This window comes from Corynebacterium sp. H113 (genome assembly GCF_037572315.1).
Classification (GTDB): domain Bacteria; phylum Actinomycetota; class Actinomycetes; order Mycobacteriales; family Mycobacteriaceae; genus Corynebacterium.
Genome location: NZ_JBBHKZ010000005.1, coordinates 1 through 23,147 on the forward strand (window position 1 = coordinate 1; position 23,147 = coordinate 23,147).

The following is a 23,147-nucleotide window of genomic DNA, read 5'->3' on the forward strand; positions in this document are numbered from 1 at the left end:
TCTTCCTTCGGCTCTGGCTTCTTTGCTTCTGCCTTTGGAGCTGCGTTGGCATCGCCGACTCGTGCGATGACTGCGCCTACGTCGACGGTGTCGTCTTCGTCAGCGAGGATTTCAACGAGGGTGCCTGCAACTGGGGAAGGAATCTCGGTGTCGACCTTGTCGGTGGAGACTTCGAGAAGTGGTTCGTCGACCTCAACAGTGTCGCCGACCTTCTTCAGCCAGGTGGTAATGGTGCCTTCGGTAACGGATTCGCCGAGTTCTGGCATTTCGACGTCGGTAGCGTCGCTGGAAGCTGCTGGTGCTGCTTCCTCTTCTTCGGCTGGCTCTTCTGCTGGTTCCTCAGCAGGAGCTTCTTCGGCCTGTGGTTCTTCCTTCGGCTCTGGCTTCTTTGCTTCTGCCTTTGGAGCTGCGTTGGCATCGCCGACTCGTGCGATGACTGCGCCTACGTCGACGGTGTCGTCTTCGTCAGCGAGGATTTCAACGAGGGTGCCTGCAACTGGGGAAGGAATCTCGGTGTCGACCTTGTCGGTGGAGACTTCGAGAAGTGGTTCGTCGACCTCAACAGTGTCGCCGACCTTCTTCAGCCAGGTGGTAATGGTGCCTTCGGTAACGGATTCGCCGAGTTCTGGCATTTCGACGTCGGTAGCGTCGCTGGAAGCTGCTGGTGCTGCTTCCTCTTCTTCGGCTGGCTCTTCTGCTGGTTCCTCAGCAGGAGCTTCTTCCTTAGCCTCTTCAGCCGGGGCGTCCGAAGCTGCTTCGCCTTCTTCGCCGACCTTAGCGATAACTGCACCGACATCTACGGTGTCATCTTCCTCAGCGAGAATTTCCAGCAGGACGCCAGCAACTGGAGAAGGAATTTCGGTATCTACCTTGTCGGTCGAAACCTCAAGCAAAGGTTCGTCGACCTCAACAGTGTCGCCGACCTTCTTCAACCAGGTGGTAATCGTACCTTCGGTGACGGATTCGCCCAGCTCGGGCATCTCAACAGAGGTCGCCATGTGTGCACTCCTCGACTAATTGGTCTAAAGACGATGATCACATCCAAGACTACAGCCTGTCTGAAAGCCGTGCTTACAAGGTTGGGCCAAAACTGTTTTGCTTATCGAATTGCTACCTAAAAATGCAGGAGAGGCCACCCAAATCGCCCGTCGCCGGGTGTTTTCGGGTGGCCTCATTACTGGCATTCACCTTTGATGGTGGTCGAATTCAGTTACTCCAGGTTTTCAATGACGGCCAGCATTGTCCGAACTGGAACGCCAGTTCCGCGCTTTGGGGTGTAACCCCACGCGCCATTGGTGTTGAACGCTGGACCAGCAACGTCAATGTGAGCCCACTGGACATCGTCTGCGACGAACTCGCGAAGGTACGCAGCAGCGACGCTCATGCCACCCTCGCGTGAGGTCGTGACATTTCGTAGATCAGCGACGGGAGACTTCAGACCCTCGGTGAGCTCCTCAGGCATTGGCATTGCCCAACCGTTCTCTCCAATTTCGCGAGAAAGTTCAGCGACGCGATCTCGGAATTCATCGGTGCCCAACACGCCAGGCGTACGTCCACCAAGCGCAACGAGCTGTGCGCCGGTGAGCGTTGCGGTGTCGATAAGGTGAGTCGGCTGATCCTCGCATGCACGTACAAGCGCATCCGCAAGAATGAGACGCCCCTCAGCGTCAGTATTCAAAATTTCGATGGTTTTGCCACCGTACTGAGTAACAACATCGCCCGGACGGTACGACTTTCCGTCCGGCATATTCTCAGCCATTGGAATCGTTGCGACGACCGGCACCGCAGTCTCCAACTTCGCGGCGAGCACCACGGTCGCGATAACCGCTGCCGCACCACCCATATCGGAGATCATGTTCTCCATGCTGGCGCCTGGCTTCAACGAAATTCCACCGGTATCGAAAGTGACACCCTTGCCAACGAGCGCCATCTTCGCGTCCGACTCTCCCTTGCCTGCCCATTCCATCCGCACTAGGCGAGGTCCGCGGGCGGAGCCACCACCGACGGCGGTGAGACCACCGAAGCCCTGTTTCTCCAACGCGACGTCGTCAAGAGTGGTCACAGTAAGTCCTGCAGCTTCACCCAGGTCAGTTGCGATATTCGCGAACACCTCAGGGTAGAGGTGGGAAGACGGTGCGTTGACGAGGTCACGCGCAGTGCATACTGCGTCGACAATTGCAGTCGAGCGCTGGATCTCCGCATCCGTCGCACCAATAACATGCAGGGTGCAGTCCTTGCTGGAATCGGTCTCGTTCGACTCGCTTTCCGACGCTTCCTTCAAGGACTTCAAGCCGGAGTAAGAGTATGCACCCAGTGCGAAACCCTCGGCTGCTGCCTGTGCATCGATATCGCCAAGTGCGGTAGCAATGGAAGTGGCTCCCTTAGCTGCGCGACCAGCGGCACCAGATGCGCGACGGATGATTTCTGCGTCAGGGTCCGTATTGCCCAAACCAACAGCAATTACTGACTGCACACCAAGCCCGGAAGGTGCCGGAATGCGGGTAGTTGTTTCAAGCGAAGCGTTGGCATCTACTGCCTCGAGAGCTTCGAGGAGGGGCTTTGCGTATTCACCGACGACATGTGGGACTACGAGTTCCAGACCATCTTCGCCATCCATAATCGCGACAACGAGGCACTCCACAGAATCTGGCAAGGTGGCTGCGTCAGCTGCAGCTGCCCTGATGTCGATTCGAGTGCCGACAGCAGGGAGATGGCGCAACAAGATCTCGGAATTGGGGGTCTGGAAACTCATGAATTCTCCTTCATTGGTAAAGGCTGTGGGCAATGACTGTGCGGAGACTCCACATCGAACACGGGAGCAAACGCACCTGCCTCCCGCGGTTGTTGCGAGTTGCACAGTGATCATTCCTCTGTGTCGCCACTGTATATGTCACTGCGGATTGTGTCGTTAACTGAGACTGGTGAATCGGTGTCGGATGGTGATGCTTGTAGGCAGTGGGATGGTCACCCGTGGGGGTAATTATGTTGGCTAATAAAACTTGAATGTGATGTGCGTCACGCTCTAGTATCCCGGTTGGTGGGACTAAAATCCCAAAGCTTGGACACCTTCTCGTTTCACCTCGGTGAGTCGAGGTTTACTATGGGGATATGTCGTCACTTGAATTCGCCATCGAGCGCACCCCGAATCCACTTTCCGACTCTGAACGAGACTCAATCCTGGCAAACCCAGGTTTCGGTAAGCGGTTTACTGACCACATGATTCGAATCGACTGGGATATCGAAAAGGGCTGGCATGACGCAAAGGTCATGCCATATGGTCCGGTTTCTCTCGATCCTGCTACGTCGGTTTTGCACTATGGACAGGCGATTTTCGAAGGACTGAAGGCGTATCGCATGGAGGACGATTCCGTCGTCACGTTCCGTCCAGAGCAGAATGCGGAGCGATTCCAGATGTCGGCACGTCGTCTGGCAATGCCAGAGTTGCCGGTTGACCTGTTCTTGGAATCGCTTCGTCAGCTCGTGGAAATCGATAAGGCCTGGGTTCCTAAGGCTGGCGGTGAAGAGGCGTTGTACTTGCGTCCACTCCTGTTCGCAACCGAAGCAACACTCGGTGTGCATCCTTCGACGTCATACACCTTCTTGCTGATGGCTTCACCAGCTGGTGCCTACTTCAGCGGTGGCATCAACCCAGTGAAGGTGTGGCTGTCGCACGAGTATGTTCGTGCATGCCCAGGTGGTACCGGTGCTGCCAAGTTTGCAGGCAACTACGCAGCCTCTCTCGCTGCACAGGCGCAGGCGGAAGAAAAGGGCTGCGACCAGGTGGTCTGGCTCGACGCCATCGAGCGCACCTATATCGAAGAGATGGGCGGCATGAACCTTGCCTTCCTGTATGAAGATGACACCGCACCATCTGGAATCAAGCTGGTCACCCCGGCATTGTCCGGCTCGCTGCTTGCTGGCATCACGCGTGACTCGCTGCTAACTGTTGCACGGGATCTGGGCATGAATGTCGAAGAGAAGCGCATTTCGACGGATGAGTGGGAGCAGGACGCCAATAGCGGTGCAATGCTTGAAGCATTCGCCTGTGGCACCGCAGCTGTTATCACGCCGGTCGGCTTCGTTGAGTCTCGTGATGGATCGTTCACGATCAACAACGGTGAAACCGGCGAGTGGACCATGAAGCTGCGCAACCAGCTCACCGGCATTCAGCGTGGTTCGGTCGAGGACACCCACGACTGGCTCCATGAACTGAGCCCAGCCAAGTAGGCAAGTAGCCAAAGGTAGCCAAATGTTCCTTGGCTGCCGAAGATGAGCACGCAGCCACCGCATCCTGCGGTGGCTGCAGTGGTTAGAAACGAAAAATATCCCGAGTGGAAATCCACTCGGGATACTTCGTAAATCGGGAGGCCGAAGGTGTGCTCGTTGATGGTGCCCCGGCAAACGGTCGGCACTAAATAATTTGGGCGAGCCCCGAAACGAGCCTCCTACTCCGCCTTCCCGGCGGTGTGCCCTTAGTGTATGCCCGCTCACAACCAAGGTCAATGGTTTTGTGCGAAAGATAGTGAAAATCGGGGGTGGAGTCAGGGGAGGGTGCTCTGACCAGCTAGAACGCGAAGATGGTTAATGAAACTGTTACTGCAATCTGAATTGTGGCCCCCAAAACATCGCCGTTGACACCCGCCAACTTCTTCTGACAATGCCGCACAAACAGGACGGTGCTGGAGAGCGATACGATCGTCGCAAAGATCCCGAGGAATCCGGCAGCAAACCAGGCCCCAATTGCAATGAGCGCCCACCACAAGGCGATCGTTTTGGTGCCTTGAGTGCCTACCGTCAAACCTCCGAATCCAGTGCTTGACATGGGACGGAACCACGAAGAACACGCCGTTGTCGCAGCCGCTCGCCCAGCAATCGTGGCGATGACGAGCAGCGAAGCGTGAGCCACCTGCGTACCCCATGAACCATCAGATTGAGCAATCTTTGCAATGATCGCACCCATCGACATGGCCTGTACAAGAAGAACAAGCGCCACTGTGGCAGCGCCCATTGGGCCAGTCGAGGGATCGCGAAGGATGGCCTGGGCGCCAGCTGGATCCCGGTAGGAGCCCAGCGCGTCGGCAACGTCTGCCAGCCCATCAATGTGCATGGCGCGAGTCACTATCTCGGTTGCGCAGACGAGTAGAGCTCCAAACATGGGGTAGAGCGCGGGGTTGATGCCATTGATGGGATCAGCAGACCACGAGGCCAAACCTGCGAAGAGTAGGGCGAGGACCCCGACGACGAAACCCGGGATCACACCGGCAACTGGAGCGGCAGCCATCGCACGGCGTCCCGTGATGCGGTCGAATGTCGCAGCACCACGCATGGGTACGATAGTCAGCCAAGAAATGGCCGTCGTGACGCCTTCGTACACCGGATTACCGTGCTGCGCTGGATCACCTTTCAAATCAGAGTGATCGGAGGGCCCCGCTTTTCCCGACATAATGCGGTACCCGATTAATCCTTACCAGCGACGCCGGCATCAGCGAACGTCGCCATGTCGCGCATAATCGCACCGGCAGCCTTGACGACTGGAATCGCAGCTGCAGCGCCCGAACCCTCACCAAGTCGCATGCCATATTCCAACAAAGGCTCCAAATCGAGGTGCTTCAGCGCAATAGAATGCGCCGGCTCAACAGAGCGATGCCCTGCAACCCACCACTGGCGTGCACCCGGCGCTAACTGGTCCGCCAACAGCGCAGCAGACGTGACGACGGCTCCGTCCAAAATGCATGGCGTCCGCCGAACGGCAGCCTGAGCCAAGAATGCGGCCATCGCAGTGAGGTCTGGAGAACTAATGCGTCGGAGCACCTCAACTGGCTCGTTGCGGAGCCGGCGAACGCGGAACATCGCGTCGCGAATAGCGGCGGTCTTGATCTTCCAGCCTTCGTCGTCAATGCCCGTGCCACGGCCAACGACGACAACAGGTTCGGTGCCGGTGATAGCACCAATCATCGCAGCAGCTGGGGTGGTATTTCCGATGCCAAGGTCTCCCGGAATGAGCAGATCCGCGCCTTCGTCGACTGCCTTATTCGCGAGCGCAATACCCACGTGAATGGCCTTCTCGACTTCGCCGTGGCTCATGGCATCTTCACGATCAATTGACCCACACGAGCGGCGTACCCGGTACGCCCCCTCGGCTTCGTGGTCCAACGAAATATCTACTGATTCGACGGTCGCGTCACCATTAGCTGCAAGAACATTAATCGCGGCCCCATTCTGGCGGATATTCTCGTGCATCTGGATCGACACTGCAGGCGGAAAAGCTGATACACCATGCTGAGCAATACCGTGGTCACCTGCGAACACGACAACTCTGATGTCCTTCAGCTCTCGCGGTGGGCACTCGCCCTGGCACGCGGACAGCCAGATGCCGACTTCTTCTAAACGACCCAACGATCCTGCAGGTTTCGTTAGTTGCAAGTGTCGTTCACGGGCCAATTCCGCGATGTGTTCATCAGGGGCAGCCACCGGGCCAAAGTAATCCGCAGTCATGCATTAAAGATTAGTGCATGAAGAGTTAAGGCTGCTTCATCACCAGCTCGCAGCCAGCTACCACGAGCACAACCTTGTCACAGACCTCAGCCAACTGGGAATTCAGTGAACCAATTTCATCGCGAAAAAGCCTGCCCGAACGGTGCTCTGGGATCACACTCATGCCCACTTCCGGGCTCACAATGACCAGATGTTGCTCTGTGCTTTGCGACGGCCACCCCGCCACAGCATTTACCAATTCCTCGGTGTAATGCGCCAGGTGGCCACGTGGTTTTTCCCACGCGTCGTGCTGGTCAATGAGGTGGGTAAGCCAGGTTCCGACGTCGTCGAGAAGAACGTGCCCGGGAGCTGCCAGGGACTCCGGGGTGCGCAGAACATCCACGGCATCGGTGTCGTCGATGGTGGGCCAGTGAGCAGGACGACGAAGCTGGTGGGCGGCGATGCGTGCACCAAAGTCGTCGTCGCCAGGCCAAGGGCGGGCGGTGGCGACATAGTTGACAACCGGGCTGTCCGTGAGGCCCTCGGCGCGTGAGGAATCGTGGGCAAAAAAAGACTCAGCCCACGCAGATTTTCCGGAGCGCGCGCCACCAAGAACGAGAATCCGCATGGGCTGATGCCTTTCTACAAAGAAACTGGAAGCAAGAAACCTAGTAAGTGCCACCGATTTCGACTTGTGGACGAGGCGTGCGCAGACGACGTGGCTGTGACGCGCGTGAGTACGCATAAAAGCCGAGGCTCATTGGCTTCTCATCTGTATTTGGGTAGCGCTCACGAACGACGGCCATTGCCTTGCGGCCGATCCAGATGCCCTCGGCAAAGAGCGCCAAAATCATGACCATCGCAACCAACGTGGCAATGTTGGCTACCTGAGGCATCGAATTGCCAATCAACATGATGAGCAGCAACAAGAATGCAAATGGCATGAAGATGTTGGCGAAGAAACGACGAGAATCGACCCAGTCGCGGACAAGCTTGCGCTCCTTGCCCTTGTCACGGTCCAGGAGATACTGCGGGTCCCCAGAGGCCATGCGCTCATCAGCAATACGACGCTGCTCTCGTCGCTCTGCTCGTTCCTTGGCCTTCATGGCCTTCAGTTCGTCCTTGGACATCGACTGCTTCAGTTCACGCTTACGCGCGCGAGCTTCCTTCGATGTCAAAGGTGCGTCGACTGGTCCACGACGTACACCTTGCGCACGCTCGACCTCGTTACGCTTCGGCGTTGGGCGCCCCTTCTTTGGCGTATATGCGCTGCTGACCGGGCGTGCGTCAGCAGCAGGAGTAGCTTCCGCTGCAGGCTTTGCTTGAGCAGCAGCATCAGAGCTGCTTGATCGGTCAGCATTCTCGTTCTTATTCCACGGCTTCTTCACAGCCTCAAGATTAGGGCGTAGGGACTGAACTGCAAAAGTGGGGTGTATCGCGTTCGCTCAGGGCTTAATGGAATTGCGGGCGAACCGTCGTGAAGTAAACGAAGATCGGGACTACCCTTTCAAAGAACAGAGTCGATGGAATAGACTTCAGACCTATTACGTTGCCCCAAGGGCAGTACCGGGCAGGAAAATGTTCCGGACTCAGAATTTTCTTCTACATAAGTGAAGGAGCACCAAGGAATGACCACTGCACAGAGCACTGGCGTCACCCTGACCGAGACTGCAGCAGCTAAGGCAAAGGCTCTGCTTGATCAGGAAGGCGCAACCGATCTTTCGCTGCGCATTTCTGTCGCACCAGGTGGCTGCGCTGGCCTCCGCTACCAGCTGTACTTCGACGACCGTAACCTCGACGGCGACGTTGCAGAAGAGTTCAACGGCGTTCGCCTCGTTGTAGACCGTCAGTCGGTTCCTTACCTCATGGGCGCAACCATTGACTTCGCAGACACCATTGAGCAGCAGGGTTTCACCATCGATAACCCGAATGCAACTGGTTCGTGCGCTTGTGGCGACTCGTTCAACTAAGTCACTGTACCTCGTTGGCTTGTTGCCTGCGCAAGCAGGACGTAGTGATATAGCGAGGAAGCCTCAATAAAAAGGGGAGCCTTGCCCACATGAATTGTGTGGGTAAGGCTCCCTTTTATCTTCGGCCGAATGCGAAATGAGGCCCCTTCCGTCCTTCGGCCTCCCCGCCGTTTCGTCTCTCTGATCGACTCTCTGACGTATGACCGCGCTGGCAACATTTGAGGCCGAAAATTGCGTGAAATTGTTGCTAACTCGGTCATAGGTCGGAAGAAGCGGCCGTGCAATGAAGGCTAGAGGTTCACTGGGTAATCGCGCTCTTCAATCTCAGGCTTGATACGACCCTCGATGAAGATGCCATGCCAAATCATGAACGCAAGCACCGTCCAGAGACGACGAGAGTTGTCATTCTCGGTTGGGTGGTGTTCTTCGAGCATCTTCAAGACTGCAGCCTTGTCAATCAACTCTTCCGTCTGCGACTCACGAATGACATCCTCGGCCCAGCCACGAAGCTCGTCTCCAGCCAGCCAGTGACGAATTGGCACTGGGAAGCCCAACTTACGACGGTTCAAAACGTGTTCAGGAACAATCTGCTCCATGGCACGTCGCAAAGCGTACTTAGTGGTGCCGTTAGAAATGCGCATGTCCACAGGAAGGGTCTCTGCGACCTTCAGTACCTCGCGGTCCAGGAATGGAACACGAAGCTCCAGTGAGTTAGCCATGGTGATCTTGTCTGCCTTGACCAGAATGTCGCCGCGCAGCCACGTGAACAGGTCGAGGTGCTGCATACGAGTTACTGGATCCCAGCCCTGTGACTGAGCGTAAATCGGAGCAGTAACCTCGCGGTGATCCCACTCACGTGGAGCCCATGGCAGAACCGACTTCAACTGTTCGTAATTAAAGGAGCGAGCGTTGCCGTAGTAGCGATCTTCCAGTGGGGTAGTGCCACGCTGGAGCAGCGACTTGCCGCGGACACCGTTAGGCAGTGCGTCGCCGACCTTCGCTAGGCCACGCAACAATGGAGAAGGAACCTTCTCGAAAGGCTTCAGCGACAATGGCTCCTTATAGATGGTGTAGCCACCAAAGAGCTCGTCAGCACCCTCGCCAGAAAGTACGACCTTCACGTGCTTACGTGCCTCAGCTGCAACGAAGTACAGCGGGACAAGCGCAGGGTCTGCCACCGGATCATCCAAATACCAGATGATCTTCGGAATCGCCGCCGCGAACTCCTCCGGAGACACCACCTTCACGATGTGCTCCACACCAATCGCAGCTGCAGACTCCGCCGCGACATCGACCTCCGAGAAGCCCTTGCGTTCAAAACCAGTCGTGAACGTCAACAGATTAGGGTTGTGGCGCTTCGCTAACGTCGCAATCGCCGTCGAATCGATTCCACCGGACAGGAATGAACCAACCGTCACATCTGCACGCATGTGCTTCTCGACGGAGTCCTCCAAAGCATGAGCGATCGAATCAAAGACATCCTGCTCCTTGCCCTTCGCCACTGGCTTAATAGGGAAGGAAGGCTTGAAATAGCGCGTCTGCTCGACGATGCCACCTGGCTTCACGAAAGCGCTGCAGCCCGACTCGAGGCGACGGATGCCGGTGTGAAGAGACTCCGGTTCCGGCACGTACTGCAAATCCATGTAGTGAACCAGTGCGCGACGGTCCAGATCCTTCGTATCCACGCCCAACTCCGGAGCCATCTCCAGGATGGACTTCTTCTCAGACGCGAAAGCTGTGCCACGCTCAGTCGTCGCAAAGTAGAGTGGCTTAATGCCGAAAGGATCGCGGGCTAGGAACAGGCGACGCTCGACCGTGTCCCAAATGGCAATGCCAAACATGCCACGCAAATGCGTGACGACATCTGCGCCCCAATGGTGGAAGCCAACCAGGATTGGTTCACCGTCACCGGAGGTATTGAAGGTATAACCAGCATCGGTCAGTTCCTTGCGGAGCTCCAGATAGTTGTAGATCTCGCCGTTAAACGTCATGGAATAACGATTCGGCTGATCCTCCGGACCCCACTGCAGAGGCTGGTGGCTGTGCTCCAAGTCGATAATGGAGAGGCGATTGAAGCCAAATACGGCGTCCTCGTCGTGCCACGTTCCGGCCTCGTCTGGGCCACGGTGGCGCATACATGGCAGAGCGCGCTCGACAGCTGGAACCAGCTGCGCGGCATCAGCGTTTGCGGACAGAATTCCGAGAAGACCACACATGCCTTTTAGTGAGTACCTTTCCTAATGGATACGGCGAGCACCTCGACCGTACAAATCGGTCGAAGACTTTCGAGATGTAATCGATGCGTATCACCGCGTCCGCACTGGATAGTTAACTGTGCGAGACGTGACAGTGAAGTCGCGAAAGCAAAGGTGCAAGCAATTACTTCGACCACATTAGTACGGTAACCAACAATGTCGTGAACATTCGTGTTGGTGGTGTTAGTCACCGGGCTGGCGGACGGAGATTTCTCTCAGGGAGTAGGGCGCGGAGGACAGGGGACTGGCGCAGAGGTTCCTGATGAAAAGGAAACCTCTATTCCTGCCGTTGTCCTAGTTGTGAGCGTTTCAAGTGGGTAAAATTGCGTGCAATCTGTGGGAATCGGTACCTAATCTAAGAGATCTACCCCCGTAGGGTGGGGCACTCTCAGAGTTTTATTAGGCACGTTATACTCGGTGACACCCCTAAAGGTCTGTCCATTGTGGAGAATTCACAGGAATGGACTAACCTGCATTGGTAAGACTGAACCGATATTTAAGGTTCTTTAACAAATTGTGTGGATCAGGAAGGCAGACACACGTGAATCAGCGTAGAGAGCATGGAGCCGTTCGTAAGCTCGGCATCCTCGGCGTCCTCGCCGGAAGCGCCACCCTGCTCGCAGGTTGCGACGTCAATCCGCCGGAAAACGGCTTCTTCAAGCTACTCCGCTTCGGTTGGCCAATGGGCGTTACGCCTGAGGCAGAAGCAATGGGTAACTTCTGGGTGTGGGTCTGGGTTGCCGCGTGGATCATCGGCATCATCGTTTGGGGTATCACCCTGTACTCGATGGCCGCATTTACTGCTAAGAAGGCAAAGAAGACTGGCGAGGGTGAATTCCCACGTCAGACTGCTTACAACGTTCCACTTGAGCTGATTTTGACGATCTTGCCAATTCTGATCGTCATGTCTCTGTTCTTCTTCACTGTTCAGACGCAGGACAAGGTCACCGCGCTGGACAAGGAGCCAGAGGTCACCGTTGACGTCACCGCGTTCCAGTGGAACTGGAAGTTCGGTTACGCAAACGTTTCTTCCGACCTGATGGGTGGCGAAGAGTACACCGGGCGCAAGGAAAACCAGAGCCCAGAAATCTTCTTCACGGACGAGCACGCTGACGACGCTGAGAAGGCAGAGCAGAAGCAGTTCCCAGTTCACGGTCTGTCCAAGTCTGACCTCTCCTTCTTGCACTTCAACGAGATCGAGACCCTGGGTACCACCGAAGAGGTTCCAGTTCTGGTTCTCCCAGAAGACACTGCAGTTGAGTTCGACCTGGCTTCCGCTGACGTCGTTCACTCCTTCTGGGTTCCAGAGTTCCTCTTCAAGCGAGATGCATTCCCTCACCCAGATGCGAACAAGGTAAACCGTCTCTTCCAGATCGAGGCAATCGAGTCTGACAAGATTCAGAACCGTCCAGAGGACAACCCATCCTCCGAGGTTCACAATGCATTCGTTGGTCGTTGTGCTGAAATGTGTGGTACCTACCACGCAATGATGAACTTCGAGATCCGCGTTGTTCCTCGCGAGGACTTCGCTAAGTACATCAAGTTCCGCCAGGAGAACCCAGCCGCTACGAACGCTGAGGCTCTCAAGGAAATCGGCGAGCCAGCATTCGCAGTTTCCACCTCTCCGTTCAACGCTGGTCGTACCGAGACTCGTGACATGGGCAACCGTGAAGAGTCCAACACCGTCGACCTGAACCAGAACTAACCGCCCACTTTTTGGATTAGGAAGTCAACAGATATGAAGTCTGCAGCAAAGCTCTTCTACGGACTTACCGTGTTCTTGGGCACCATGACCGTGGTGTACATCTTCGGCACCATGTACTTGCAGGACACCGGTAACGTCATCAACGAAAACCAGGGCCGCCTCGAGTGGGTCGGTGCAACTGGTCTGTTCCTCGGTACCCTGCTCACCCTGATGCTCGGCGTTTACCTCCACTTCACGGAGACCCGCTCTGACATCACCCCTTCCGACTGGGAAGAAGCCGAGATCGCGGACGGCGCAGGAACCCTGGGCTTCTTCTCCGCAAGCTCCATCTGGCCATTCGTAATGACCATGGCAATCCTGCTCATGGGCTACGGCATCGCTTTCATGGCATACTGGCTCATCGTTCTCGGTGCGGTTATTCTCATCGTTTCCGGTACCAAGCTGAACACCCAGTACATCCAGCCAGTCGAAAAGCACTAGTCTGGAATACACTGTAAAAACGCCCTGTAGAACCCGGCCTTCCGGTTCTACAGGGCGGTTTTGTGTGCAGACAACCAATCTACGTAGGCATCCAGCGCAACCACAGCGTGCATAGAAAAGCCCGGAAGTCACCTCCCAGGACCCAACACTGGCATGTGACTTCCGGGCTGCTAGCACCGTGTAGAACTAATCAAGGCCTACGCAAACTCGACAGGCTTTTGTCCCTTAGGCAGCTCGGCTACTTGGCCTTCTTCTACGACCAAGTGACGCGCCTCTAATCGATCAACCATGCGGCGGTCGTGGGTAATCACGATGACAGTTCCTTCTGTCGCCACGATTGCGTCCTGGACTTCCTCAATCAGGTCAACCGAAAGGTGATTTGTCGGCTCGTCGAGAAGCAGAATCTCCGGGGGATCAGCTACTACGAGGGCCAAGGCAACACGACGTTGCTGACCAACAGAAAGATCCGAAACAGGACGGTTACGGTCGCGCTTTGTTAGCAACCCAAGGTCTTCCAACGTGACCTTTGGGTTGGGAGCACGGTCATAGAGCTCCTGAGGCGTCAGATTTGGGTTGTCCCAATGCTGTTCCTGCGCGAGCATTGCGATACGCGCCTCTTGGCCGATACGCGCCTCACCGGCCTGTGGAGCTACTTCGCCCATCATGACCTTTAGTAGCGTCGACTTGCCCGCTCCGTTCGGTCCAGTGACCACGACGGTGTCGCCCGGGCGAATGGTCAAAGAACCTACATGAATTCGATCAGGGACAACAACGCCACGCAACTTGATGTGGAAGTCCTCTTCGCTGCCTGCAGCTGCGCGCTTCGACGGCAACGGAGCTGTCAGTGGCGCATCGAAACCGAGCAGGGCAGGGGGCTTCGGTACACCGTCTTCGATCAACTCTTCAAGACGCTGTCGGGCAGCCCGGATTCGACGAGCAACTTGTCGATCAGCACGACCCCCAGCATGCCCGTAGCCCATCTTCTCGTTGTCGCGCTTCGGCTTGACGGGACCGGCATCTTCATTGACATTGTCAATGGTCTGTTCCAGCTTTGCACGTTCATGCTGCTCGGTACGCCACTGATGCTCCCAGAGTTGGCGTTCGTGGCGCCTGTGCTTGTCGTAATCGGTGTAGTTGCCACGGAACAAGCCGATACCCGGACGGTTCGGTACTAGGTCTCCAATGATTGTACAAACCGCATCCAGGAAGTCACGATCATGCGTTGCGACGACTACGACGCCAGGGTGCTTTCGAATCGTGTCAATCACAAGTGCGCGGCCACGGTCGTCGAGGTGGTTAGTCGGCTCGTCGAGAAGCAAGATCTCGGGCTTACGAATTAGGGTCAAAGCAAGACCCAAACGGGCACGTTGACCACCTGACATGTCTACGGTCCTCTGCTCGAGTACCGGACCGTCGGGGCCATCACCAGAGAGGCCGAGGTGATCGAGGACAACGGCAGCGTGATGCTCGGCATTCCAGTCATCGTGGGCCATGACATCGCTGAAGATGTCTGAATACGCCTTCTCGGCGGCCGCTGCAGCTTCATCACCGTCAGCTGTGGCCATGAGTTCGGCAGCTTCTTCTAAAGCCGCTAGACGGCGCTTTGATGGCCCGAGGGCTTCGTCGACAAGCATTTGCACTGTGGAGTCAAAAGGATCCTCTAGCTCTTGAGAGCCCAGCACACGAACACCGATATGAGAAACCTTGCCGCGGGTTGGCTTTCGGCGTCCTGACAACACCCATAGCAGCGTTGATTTGCCTGCGCCGTTGTCGCCGACGAGTCCGAGTACGTCGCCGGCCGATACAGTCAGATTGATGTCTTGGAGAACCGGCGTCCCCTCGTAATCAAAACTGACACCATTCGCGACAAGTTGAGTGTTGGTTGCGTCGACAAAACTCAATGTTGATTCAGCCATAAGCCGATTCGCCTCCTTCTAGAGATACCTAACTAATGCAATCCCGAAAATTGTGAAGGCGCTGCGAATTGATGGGGTAGGGGATCGTAAATGCTAGCCCGGTTCGCAACTGGCGTAATCAGTTCATAGCTGAAGATTATACGCTGTTAAGTCCGTGTTAAGTAGCGATTGCTCACGCGCCCTGATGATGTCTCGTTGGACTGAGACCTGTGTCCGCTGGCTTTCACGTCCACTGAGTTTTGCCTGCGCTGATGGAAAGTGGGCAACTAACGGGGCCTGACCGACTAATGCGCGCCGTCGAGAAAGAGCGCAGAAATGCGAAAACCGCCCTACTAGGAATTGTGATCCTAGCGGGCGGTTTTGGAACGCAGTGAAAGTAGGCGCTTAAACCTTACTTCTCCAGCTCTGCGCGATCTGCGGCGTTCTTTGCCTCCAGCTCGCGGAACATCTGAGTACGCTGCTTGTCGTTCTCTTCCTCGATGCGAGCGGCTTCAGCTGCGATCTCAGGAGAGTCAGGCTTGAAGTAGCTGCCTCGACCTGGAGCGCCGGATGCGCCGAGCTCGTTCATCTGGGTAGGAACGTATGCACCCTGGTACTCGAGTGGAATTGGATGACCGTGCTCGTCAACAGGACCCAGTGGCTGGTGAACCTCAATGAAGGAACCAGATGGGAGCTGGTTGATGATGCCAGTCTCAATACCGTGCTCGAGGATCGCACGGTCACGACGCTGCAGGCCAATGCAAATGCGGTACGTGACGAAGTACGCAATTGGAGGCAGCAGAATCAGACCGATACGACCGACCCAAGTCATCGCATTCAGCGAGATGTCGAAGTGGTAAGCAACGAGGTCGTTACCACCGGAGATCGTGAGCAGACCGTAGAAGACCAGAGCCATTGCACCCAGACCGGAGCGGACTGGAACGTCGCGTGGACGCTGCAACAGGTTGTGGTGGCCTTCGTCGCCAGTGATCTTGGCTTCGATGAATGGGTAGGTGAAGAGCAGGACCACCAGCAGTCCGAGCAGCAAAGCTACCCAGAAGACTGCAGGAATGGTGTAGTTGCCGAGGTACAGCTCCCATGCAGGCATGACACGAGCAGCACCGTCAGTCCAGAGCATGTAAATATCTGGCTGGGAACCAGCGGACACCTGCGATGGGTTGTATGGACCCAGGTTCCAAATCGCGTTGATCTGGAACAGACCAGCGATGAAGAACAGGAAGCCGAAGGTGATCAGACCGAACGATGCAGCCTTGACTGCGAAGATCGGCAGGATTCGAACACCGACAACGTTGTTCTCAGTGCGACCAGCGCCTGGGAACTGGGTGTGCTTCTGGTACCAGACCAAGGCCAAGTGAGCGGCGATGAGACCGAGCAGCAGGGCAGGGATGATCAGAACGTGAGCGATGTACAGACGAGGAATAATGATGTCGCCTGGGAAGTCGCCGTTGAACATCATCCAGTGCATCCAGGTACCGATGATTGGCAAACCAATGATGATTGCCGACATGATTCGGAGACCAACACCGGAGAGCAGGTCGTCTGGCAGGGAGTAGCCCATGAAGCCTTCTGCAACCGAGAGGAGCAGGAGGATCGAGCCGATAACCCAGTTAGCTTCACGTGGCTTACGGAAAGCACCGGTGAAGAAGATGCGGAACATGTGCGCCATGATCGAGATGGCGAACAGCAGAGCACCCCAGTGGTGGACCTGACGAATGAACAGGCCACCACGAACCTCAAACGAAATCTGCAGGGCGGTCTCGTAGGCGCGGGACATTTCCACACCATTGAGTGGCGCATATGCACCGTCGTAAATGACCTTCGACATCGATGGGTCGAAGAACAAGGTCAGGTAGACACCGGAAACGAGCAGTACGATAAACGAGTACAGCGCGATTTCACCCAGCATGAATGACCAGTGGGTAGGGAAGACCTTGTTCAGCTGCTGACGCAGGCCAGCAGACATGGTGTAGCGGTCGTCCATGTTACTTGCAGCGCGTGCTGCCTTTACGGAATTACTCATGACTGACGCTCCCAGAATGCAGGGCCTACAGGCTCAATGAAGTTGGACTTGGCGTAGAAGTAGCCCTCTTCGTCCACATCGATATCGAGCTCTGGCAGTGCGCGGGCAGCCGGACCGAAGACTGGCTTACCAAACTGCAGGGCGTCGAACTGGGACTGGTGGCATGGGCACAGAATGCGGTTGGTCTGAGCCTCATACAGCGAAGTTGGGCAACCAATGTGCGTACAAATCTTCGAGTATGCGAAGTAGTCGCCGTAGTGGAACTCTTCCTGGCCTTTGCGCAGGGTAGCGCGAGCAGCATCGGAAGAACGCAGGCGAATCAACATGACCGAGTTACGGGAACCGTGAATCGAGTGCATGTGAGCTTCGTAAGCATCGCGATTTGCATCGTACTTATCGCCGTCGTTGACATCAGCCTCTGGAAGCGGGAAGACCGTTTCCATTGCGCCAGCGGAGAGATCTTCTGGGCGAACACGAACCAGGCGGGAAACGCCGCGGGTGTGGTAACCGTGGGAGTCTTCTTCCGCAATTGCGCCGGTGTCGCGACCGAGGTAAACCTTCTCGCCCTTTTCGACGAGGGTCCAGCCGGTGGTCCACAGAGTGCCATCACCAGTGACGTCCATTTCGTGGCGTGGCTTCCAAGGATTCTTGATCATGCCACCGATTGGCAGAACCATGCCGAGGCCGGCGAGAACTGCACCGGTACCGAGCAGGCCCTTGATAGCGGAACGACGACCAAGAGTCGAGGTCTGCCAAGAATCGTTCAGCAGGGCGACGATGGTCTTACGGTCAACTTCTTCTGAAGGACCATCGTGGCGGCGCTGCACCGAGATCTCTTCTGGAACGAAACGCTTGGTGTACTTAACAGCACCAACGCCTAGGGAGATGATGGAGCCACCGAGGGTGAAACCGAGCAGTGGGGTGTACAGAGTGTAACGCCACAGGTTCTCGGAGCCGTGGCCCTCGTAGTTCCATGGGTAGAACAAGTAGATGGCGATGAATGCCAGTGCGAGAACTACTGCCAGCGACAGCCAGATGATGACGCCAGTTGCGGCGCGCTTTTCAGCTGGGTCGTTCTCGATTGGGAAGCGCTCCTTGCGGAACGCAATGGTAACGTCGTCGAGCTCTGCGCCGAGGCGAGCGAGCTCTGCGTTATTCATCTTCGACAGCTCTTCGGAGCTGTAGGTCTTCTTAGTGTTGTCACTCATTGGCGTGATCCAATCCACAGGGCTGCGGCGCAGAGAGCCACGATGCCAACAATCCACATGAACATGCCCTCAGTCACTGGGCCGATGCCACCGAGGCCCCAACCACCTGGGGTAGGGGTTTCGGAAGCATTCTTGATGTAAGCGATGAGGTCCTTCTTCTCGTCGGCAGAAAGCTGACGGTCAGAGAACTTCGGCATGTTCTGAGGGCCGGTAAGCATTGCCTGGTACAGCTCCTGCTCGTTTGCAGGATCCAGAACTGGTGCATACTTACCGCCAGACAGTGCGCCACCACGACCGGTGAAGTTGTGGCAGGATGCACAGTTCAAACGGAAGAGCTCCGAGCCACGTGCAACGTCGGCTGGATCGATTTCACCGTTCGGGCCGGCGTTCTTACCGCGCAGGGATTCCATTGCGATGGAGCCGTCTTCGTCGCGGACGATGCCTGCGCCACCACCATGAGACTGAACGTAGGCAGCAATTGCCAGCGTCTGCTCTTCGGAGTAGCGAGGGGTCTTACGCGAAGCCTGTGCCTCGTTGCGGAGCATAGGCATACGACCGGAGTGAACCTGGAAGTACACAGCGCCTTCACCGACACCGATGAGAGACTTACCGCGGTCCTTGACGCCCTGCAGGTTAGCGCCGTGGCACGTGATGCAGGCGACGTCGTAAAGTTCCTTACCCTGCTGAATCTGAGCTGCCTTGTCCTGCTCCGCTGTAGCAGTCTGGGCATCTGGGGTAAGTGCGTTAGCAAGGAAGCCCGCGCCGGTGAGGGCGAGAGCAAGCGCCATTACGCCGGAAGCGGCGCGACGCATCTTACGGCGACCCTTAGTCTTAGGGGCCGCCGTCGAGGAGACATTCTCCTCAGTAGCGGGGTTTTTGATTTCCATCTTGTTCCCTTTAAGAGTTCGTGGAAAGTGGATGGCCTCGTAGTCGCAGTTAGACCGCGACAGGCGGCCTACTGGATGAAGTAGATGGTTGCGAACAGACCAATCCACACGACGTCAACGAAGTGCCAGTAGTACGAAACCACGATGGCTGCCGTTGCCTGGGCTGGGGTGAACTTCGCCTTGGAGATACGGATCATCACAATCACGAAAGCCACAACACCTGCAAGAACGTGTGCTGCGTGGAAACCGGTGGTGATGAAGAATACCGAACCGTAGACGGAGTTCTGGATGGTCAAACCGTGGCCGACAAGAGTTACATACTCATATGCCTGACCAAGAAGGAAGATCGTTCCCAGCAGGGTCGACAATGCGTACCACCTGCGGAGGGCGAAAACGTCGCCACGTTCGGCCGCGAACACGCCCCACTGGGCAGTGAACGAAGACGACACCAAGATCACGGTGATCAAAAGTGCGTACGGGACGTTGAGGTGGCCGGTACCCCAATCCCACGATTCACCTTGGCCATTTGCGCGAGATACGAAGTACATCGCGAAAAGACCGGCGAAGAACATTAATTCCTGAGACAGGAACACGATCGTGCCGACACTGACCATATTTGGCCGATTCAGTGTCGCGGCACGACGTGGTGCTGTCATACCTTGATTTTCAACTGCGCTCGTCACGCTTAACAGTATGGCCTGTTTCTTAGGTGTAGTCACGTTGCAACCCCCATTTTGGCCAGAAATTTCGCAAAAGCCCAGGTCGTTGCAAAAGGTTCCTGAGAATTCACAAAGATTTTCGGATTACCGGGAACTCTTTGGGGTCGCTTTCCGACGCGCACCTGAGTGGGGGTTTTGATGAGCCAGGCATCCATGACCGCAAAGCGTCGAGCACTGCACCTGTGAGCTCCAGTAGCTTATGGAACTCTCATGCCTGATTAATGTTCCACAAGTGTATATGAACGACAGCTCCATGGGCGAACGGGGGAGCTTTGCCGTCCGCCCACGGATTGTGATGTTGACAAGTACTATTGTCTCCGTGCTCGGGGTCCGGATGCACGCAACGTCGATGAGCTGATCGACCCCGAGAATCTTGTTAACCGAGACTGAACGTATTGTGATCGTGGATGTCCCAACTGCGTGCGTTTCCACGTCGTTGTATCTCAGAGATTTGTAGCCCATATATAAGGAGGAATATCAGCCATGACAGAGTTGACCGAGTTAGTCGCCGATACGTCGTGGCGTGAAGTCCTTGGGGCTATCGGTGCGCGACGCGAGCTGACGGAGCCAGAGATCGCGTTCGCAATGGATCAGATCATGTCTGGTCAAGCAACGGACGGGCAGGTCGCTGGTTTCTCATTCGGCCTCTTCGTCAAGGGCATTACTCCTGCCGAGTTGGATTTTGCTGCCAATGGAATGTTGTCCTTTGCTACTGAGCTTGACGACGAAGAAGTCCTGCAGGCTGTTGCCGATGGTGCGGTCGATATCGTCGGAACTGGCGGCGATGGTGCGCATACCGTAAATATTTCGACTATGTCGTCGGTTGTCGTCGCGGCATCGGGTGTTCCGGTTTTGAAGCACGGCAATCGTGCAGCGTCGTCAAAGTCGGGTGGCGCGGACATGTTGGAAGCGTTGGGTATTGATATTGCCGATGGTCGAGTCTTCTCGCCGTCGCACCCTGACTTCGTTCTGCGATTTATCTTTGCAGCGTCGTATCATCCGGCGATGCGCTATGCAGGGCCGGTGCGTAGAGAACTTGCGGTGCCGACGATCTTCAATTTGCTTGGTCCACTGACCAATCCGGCTCAGCCCTCGTGCAGTCTGATTGGCTGTGCTTTTGAAGAGCAAATGGAGGCCATGGCGGGTGCATATGCACGCCGCGGTCAACGTGTACTCCTTGTCCGAGGTAGTGATGGCCTGGATGAAGTAACGGTGACTGGACCTACTCGGCTGTTTTTTGTCGAGCACGGCGAGGTCCACGAGGATGTGATCGATCCGGAGGATTTCGGATTCTCGTATGCACCAGCGGATTCCTTGCGTGGTGGTACGCCGGAGTACAACGCAGAGATTGCTCGCCAAGTCTGGGCTAGTGAGCTTCATGGTCCCATTCGAGATGCAGTAGTTCTCAACTCCGCTGCATCTTTGGTTGCATCCAAGGGATTGCAGGGGCGCACGCTTCAGCAGGCGCTGACGGAGGAAGTGGCAATTGCCGATCATGCGTTGTCGTCGGGGCGTTGTAAGGAAATTATCGAGTCGGTCATCGCGAACTCCTGATGTGCGTCAGGCCCCTTTAGCCTCACGTGCTCTTAGCGCCCATTCTCGATATTTGCCGACACCTTCTATATGGGATGCCCACGGAGACGAGGTTGGTCCAATATAGACGTCGTCACGTGTGAGCCATTTCCAGGTAATGGAGAGCTCATCCGGTGTCGTGCCACGGAAGGGGGCGGCAGTTGGCGTGACCGTTTCTGCGGATGCAGCGAGTAGTTCGATGACATGGGCGACGCGGGCGCCTCGTGGGCAGTGTCCGGACGCAGCGAGTTTCCCGTGACGAACAATTGCGAGATTCCAGCCTCCGCAGCCGTCTGGGAAGGCAGCATGAACTTCTTCGATTGCTGCCAAACTTGCGAGGCGTTGTTGACGGTCCAGAAGCAAGATTAATTCCGATGTCACATCACGCAAGTGGGCAGCACGACGGTATCGGCTTTGGTCTGCTGCATCTGACACGGCGCGGATGAGCGCGGCAATGCGGTCCGCGCCCCCATGGCGAAGTTCGGTGGCGATGCGGGTGAAACTGCCGTCGCCGATTCCTAGGGTGTCGCGTGCTTCGAGCGCGGCATTTCGAGTCTTGAATGGGCCGATGCTGAGTTCGCCTTGCGGAAGCCGACTGGCTTTGGCGGAGTCAGCCTTGCCATTGCTAATGAGGTACCAGCCTCGACCGGGTTCCTTCCGCTGGCGGTTATAGGGTGGGCGCGTGCTGGACAGAAGCCTGGCCTCCCGGACTTCAGCTGCGAAGCCATGGACGCACTCGATGGTGTCAATGCTTTCGGTGAGCATGACCATTTCTGACATTCGTTTCCGCGGGTCTGAACCATTGAAGTACTGGTTCAGCCGTCTGCGAAGGTCGACAGCAGTACCTATATATAAGGGGTCGCCGTTGGCAGATTTGAAAACGTACACACCCGGGCTGTGAGAAACATTGTCAATGAGGGAGCGTTTCGCGCGGACGCGAGGATCGACTGCAGGGGAGTATGCAGTTAATTCGTCAAGTGTTTCGACATTATGTCCGCCCAACCGTTCAATAAGGAAATAGAGGACATCGACGGTCGCGGCGGCGTCGTCAAGCGCTCGGTGCGTAGGTGTCGTACGTGCTTTCGCATATCGTGCCAGCGTGCCGAGTTTGAACGATCCGACCGTCTGTCGGTCCAGGACTTTTCGAGCGAGCCCTAGCGTGTCGACGACCGTCGGAGCTGGCCAAGGGAGTCCGAGTGCTTTGCAATTTGCCTGAATAAAACCGATGTCGAAGCGAGCGTTGTGAGCGACCCACACTGAACCTTCGGCAAACTTCAAAAACTGGGGCAGGACAGTTCCTATTTGGGGCTTGCCGACGACGTCGTGATTTGTAATACCCGTCAAATTGGTGATGAAGCCTGAAATGTCGACTCCAGGATCAATCAAAGTGTTAAAGCGTGCCAGCTCGACGCCTCCCCGAGTTTTCACAGCACCGATTTCCAGAATGTGATCACCGTCTGGGCGCATCCCTGTTGTTTCCAAGTCGAAAACGACAAAGGTCGTATTGAACAACAGGGTGTCAGCCTCTGATACGGATTCTCCCGAACCGGAGGACAAGGGGAGAGAAGGCTGATGTTCGATCACGGCTCCACTGTAGTTTCTCGCTTGGATTGGATGATGTTCGACCGCTATGAGTACTCGCGGGCAGCGTTATGAAGCCGTAATCGTAATGTGAATAGCGGGGGACAAGTGAAAGTTGGGGCAGAAAATAAACCGGGAAAGTGTATAGTGACATAACTCACATATAGAATTTTCATGGATGAAATGGTGCCAAACCTATGGAAGTACGCTGTTGTAATTCACCCGCTCATAGCTCCAGGTGGAACACTGTTTTTGAAATCTCCTGTCGGCAGGGTTGGTAGGGTAGCAATTTTGATAACGGCAAGGTAACGGCTTGATGGTCGCCTTGGTAACGACTTGGTTTCAGGTTGGTATTCGCGC

18 protein-coding genes are annotated in these 23,147 nt (G+C 56.0%); 5 read left to right on the top strand and 13 right to left on the bottom strand.

The window, feature by feature from the left end; genetic code table 11:
- Positions 1-998, bottom strand: a 998-nt coding sequence (locus tag WG938_RS09885; protein WP_339980058.1) for a biotin/lipoyl-containing protein, incomplete at its 3' end; no start/stop codon positions are given.
- A 212-nt stretch (positions 999-1,210) separates the two neighbouring features.
- Entirely contained in the window at positions 1,211-2,752 is a 1,542-nt protein-coding gene (locus tag WG938_RS09890) for a leucyl aminopeptidase (protein WP_339980059.1), read from the bottom strand.
- A 356-nt stretch (positions 2,753-3,108) separates the two neighbouring features.
- Between WG938_RS09890 and WG938_RS09895 the strand changes: the two genes are divergently transcribed.
- Positions 3,109-4,227 carry a branched-chain amino acid aminotransferase gene (locus WG938_RS09895; protein ID WP_339980061.1) on the top strand — a complete coding sequence of 373 codons (1,119 nt, stop codon included), beginning with the start codon at positions 3,109-3,111 and terminating at the stop codon, positions 4,225-4,227.
- Between the two features lie 337 nt (positions 4,228-4,564).
- Here WG938_RS09895 and WG938_RS09900 read toward each other — a convergent pair whose 3' ends face one another.
- Genes WG938_RS09900 through WG938_RS09915 form a run of 4 tightly spaced genes read right to left on the bottom strand, consistent with a single transcriptional unit; the run spans position 4,565 to position 7,862 of the window.
- Complete coding sequence (locus WG938_RS09900; protein ID WP_339980063.1) at positions 4,565-5,443, bottom strand: adenosylcobinamide-GDP ribazoletransferase; 879 nt, start codon at positions 5,441-5,443, stop codon at positions 4,565-4,567.
- A 14-nt stretch (positions 5,444-5,457) separates the two neighbouring features.
- Positions 5,458-6,495 carry a nicotinate-nucleotide--dimethylbenzimidazole phosphoribosyltransferase gene (gene cobT, locus WG938_RS09905; RefSeq protein WP_339980064.1) on the bottom strand — a complete coding sequence of 346 codons (1,038 nt, stop codon included), beginning with the start codon at positions 6,493-6,495 and terminating at the stop codon, positions 5,458-5,460.
- Between the two features lie 25 nt (positions 6,496-6,520).
- A complete protein-coding gene (locus WG938_RS09910) occupies positions 6,521-7,102 on the bottom strand; it encodes a bifunctional adenosylcobinamide kinase/adenosylcobinamide-phosphate guanylyltransferase (protein ID WP_339980066.1) in 582 nt (193 codons plus the stop codon).
- Between the two features lie 40 nt (positions 7,103-7,142).
- On the bottom strand, positions 7,143-7,862 hold the full coding sequence (locus WG938_RS09915; RefSeq protein WP_339980068.1) for a DUF3043 domain-containing protein: 720 nt from the start codon (positions 7,860-7,862) through the stop codon (positions 7,143-7,145).
- 240 nt (positions 7,863-8,102) lie between these two features.
- Here WG938_RS09915 and WG938_RS09920 point away from each other — a divergent pair, with 240 nt between their 5' ends.
- The gene (locus WG938_RS09920; protein WP_339980069.1) at positions 8,103-8,444 is read left to right on the top strand and encodes a HesB/IscA family protein; all 342 of its coding nucleotides are present in this window, start codon (positions 8,103-8,105) and stop codon (positions 8,442-8,444) included.
- 290 nt (positions 8,445-8,734) lie between these two features.
- Here WG938_RS09920 and asnB read toward each other — a convergent pair whose 3' ends face one another.
- Complete coding sequence (gene asnB, locus WG938_RS09925; protein ID WP_339980071.1) at positions 8,735-10,660, bottom strand: asparagine synthase (glutamine-hydrolyzing); 1,926 nt, start codon at positions 10,658-10,660, stop codon at positions 8,735-8,737.
- Between the two features lie 580 nt (positions 10,661-11,240).
- Here asnB and ctaC point away from each other — a divergent pair.
- Positions 11,241-12,404, top strand: a complete 1,164-nt coding sequence (gene ctaC, locus WG938_RS09930) for an aa3-type cytochrome oxidase subunit II (RefSeq protein WP_339980073.1) — start codon at positions 11,241-11,243, stop codon at positions 12,402-12,404.
- Between the two features lie 33 nt (positions 12,405-12,437).
- Entirely contained in the window at positions 12,438-12,884 is a 447-nt protein-coding gene (gene ctaF, locus WG938_RS09935) for an aa3-type cytochrome oxidase subunit IV (protein ID WP_339980075.1), read from the top strand.
- A gap of 197 nt (positions 12,885-13,081) precedes the next feature.
- Here the strand turns inward: ctaF and WG938_RS09940 are convergent, their stop codons facing one another.
- The 5 genes from WG938_RS09940 to ctaE form a co-directional block, all read right to left on the bottom strand.
- Positions 13,082-14,800 (bottom strand): ABC-F family ATP-binding cassette domain-containing protein, encoded by a 1,719-nt coding sequence (locus tag WG938_RS09940; RefSeq protein WP_339980076.1) that lies wholly within the window; start codon positions 14,798-14,800, stop codon positions 13,082-13,084.
- A 391-nt stretch (positions 14,801-15,191) separates the two neighbouring features.
- Complete coding sequence (gene qcrB, locus WG938_RS09945; RefSeq protein ID WP_339980077.1) at positions 15,192-16,820, bottom strand: cytochrome bc1 complex cytochrome b subunit; 1,629 nt, start codon at positions 16,818-16,820, stop codon at positions 15,192-15,194.
- Positions 16,817-18,028, bottom strand: coding sequence for a cytochrome bc1 complex Rieske iron-sulfur subunit (gene qcrA, locus WG938_RS09950; RefSeq protein ID WP_339980079.1), 1,212 nt, complete (start codon positions 18,026-18,028; stop codon positions 16,817-16,819). The genes qcrB and qcrA overlap by 4 nt, the downstream gene beginning before the upstream one ends.
- Entirely contained in the window at positions 18,025-18,915 is an 891-nt protein-coding gene (gene qcrC / locus WG938_RS09955; protein WP_339980080.1) for a cytochrome bc1 complex diheme cytochrome c subunit, read from the bottom strand. Before qcrC ends, qcrA begins: the two co-directional genes overlap by 4 nt.
- Positions 18,916-18,983: 68 nt before the next feature.
- The gene (gene ctaE, locus WG938_RS09960) at positions 18,984-19,598 is read right to left on the bottom strand and encodes an aa3-type cytochrome oxidase subunit III (RefSeq protein WP_339980081.1); all 615 of its coding nucleotides are present in this window, start codon (positions 19,596-19,598) and stop codon (positions 18,984-18,986) included.
- A 519-nt stretch (positions 19,599-20,117) separates the two neighbouring features.
- Between ctaE and trpD the strand changes: the two genes are divergently transcribed.
- Positions 20,118-21,188 carry an anthranilate phosphoribosyltransferase gene (gene trpD, locus WG938_RS09965; protein ID WP_339980082.1) on the top strand — a complete coding sequence of 357 codons (1,071 nt, stop codon included), beginning with the start codon at positions 20,118-20,120 and terminating at the stop codon, positions 21,186-21,188.
- Between the two features lie 6 nt (positions 21,189-21,194).
- Here trpD and WG938_RS09970 read toward each other — a convergent pair whose 3' ends face one another.
- Complete coding sequence (locus WG938_RS09970) at positions 21,195-22,790, bottom strand: DEDD exonuclease domain-containing protein (protein WP_339980084.1); 1,596 nt, start codon at positions 22,788-22,790, stop codon at positions 21,195-21,197.
- Positions 22,791-23,147 lie beyond the last annotated feature (357 nt).

What these genes read in the sequence shown, in the direction of transcription:
- qcrC (WP_339980080.1), bottom strand. Translation starts at nt 18,915, where the DNA reads ATGGAAATCAAAAACCCCGCTACTGAGGAGAATGTCTCCTCGACGGCG.
- WG938_RS09920 (WP_339980069.1), top strand. Translation starts at nt 8,103, where the DNA reads ATGACCACTGCACAGAGCACTGGCGTCACCCTGACCGAGACTGCAGCA.
- WG938_RS09895 (WP_339980061.1), top strand. Translation starts at nt 3,109, where the DNA reads ATGTCGTCACTTGAATTCGCCATCGAGCGCACCCCGAATCCACTTTCC.
- WG938_RS09900 (WP_339980063.1), bottom strand. Translation starts at nt 5,443, where the DNA reads ATGTCGGGAAAAGCGGGGCCCTCCGATCACTCTGATTTGAAAGGTGAT.
- qcrB (WP_339980077.1), bottom strand. Translation starts at nt 16,820, where the DNA reads ATGAGTAATTCCGTAAAGGCAGCACGCGCTGCAAGTAACATGGACGAC.
- WG938_RS09940 (WP_339980076.1), bottom strand. Translation starts at nt 14,800, where the DNA reads ATGGCTGAATCAACATTGAGTTTTGTCGACGCAACCAACACTCAACTT.
- ctaF (WP_339980075.1), top strand. Translation starts at nt 12,438, where the DNA reads ATGAAGTCTGCAGCAAAGCTCTTCTACGGACTTACCGTGTTCTTGGGC.
- trpD (WP_339980082.1), top strand. Translation starts at nt 20,118, where the DNA reads ATGACAGAGTTGACCGAGTTAGTCGCCGATACGTCGTGGCGTGAAGTC.
- WG938_RS09890 (WP_339980059.1), bottom strand. Translation starts at nt 2,752, where the DNA reads ATGAGTTTCCAGACCCCCAATTCCGAGATCTTGTTGCGCCATCTCCCT.
- WG938_RS09910 (WP_339980066.1), bottom strand. Translation starts at nt 7,102, where the DNA reads ATGCGGATTCTCGTTCTTGGTGGCGCGCGCTCCGGAAAATCTGCGTGG.
- asnB (WP_339980071.1), bottom strand. Translation starts at nt 10,660, where the DNA reads ATGTGTGGTCTTCTCGGAATTCTGTCCGCAAACGCTGATGCCGCGCAG.
- cobT (WP_339980064.1), bottom strand. Translation starts at nt 6,495, where the DNA reads ATGACTGCGGATTACTTTGGCCCGGTGGCTGCCCCTGATGAACACATC.
- qcrA (WP_339980079.1), bottom strand. Translation starts at nt 18,028, where the DNA reads ATGAGTGACAACACTAAGAAGACCTACAGCTCCGAAGAGCTGTCGAAG.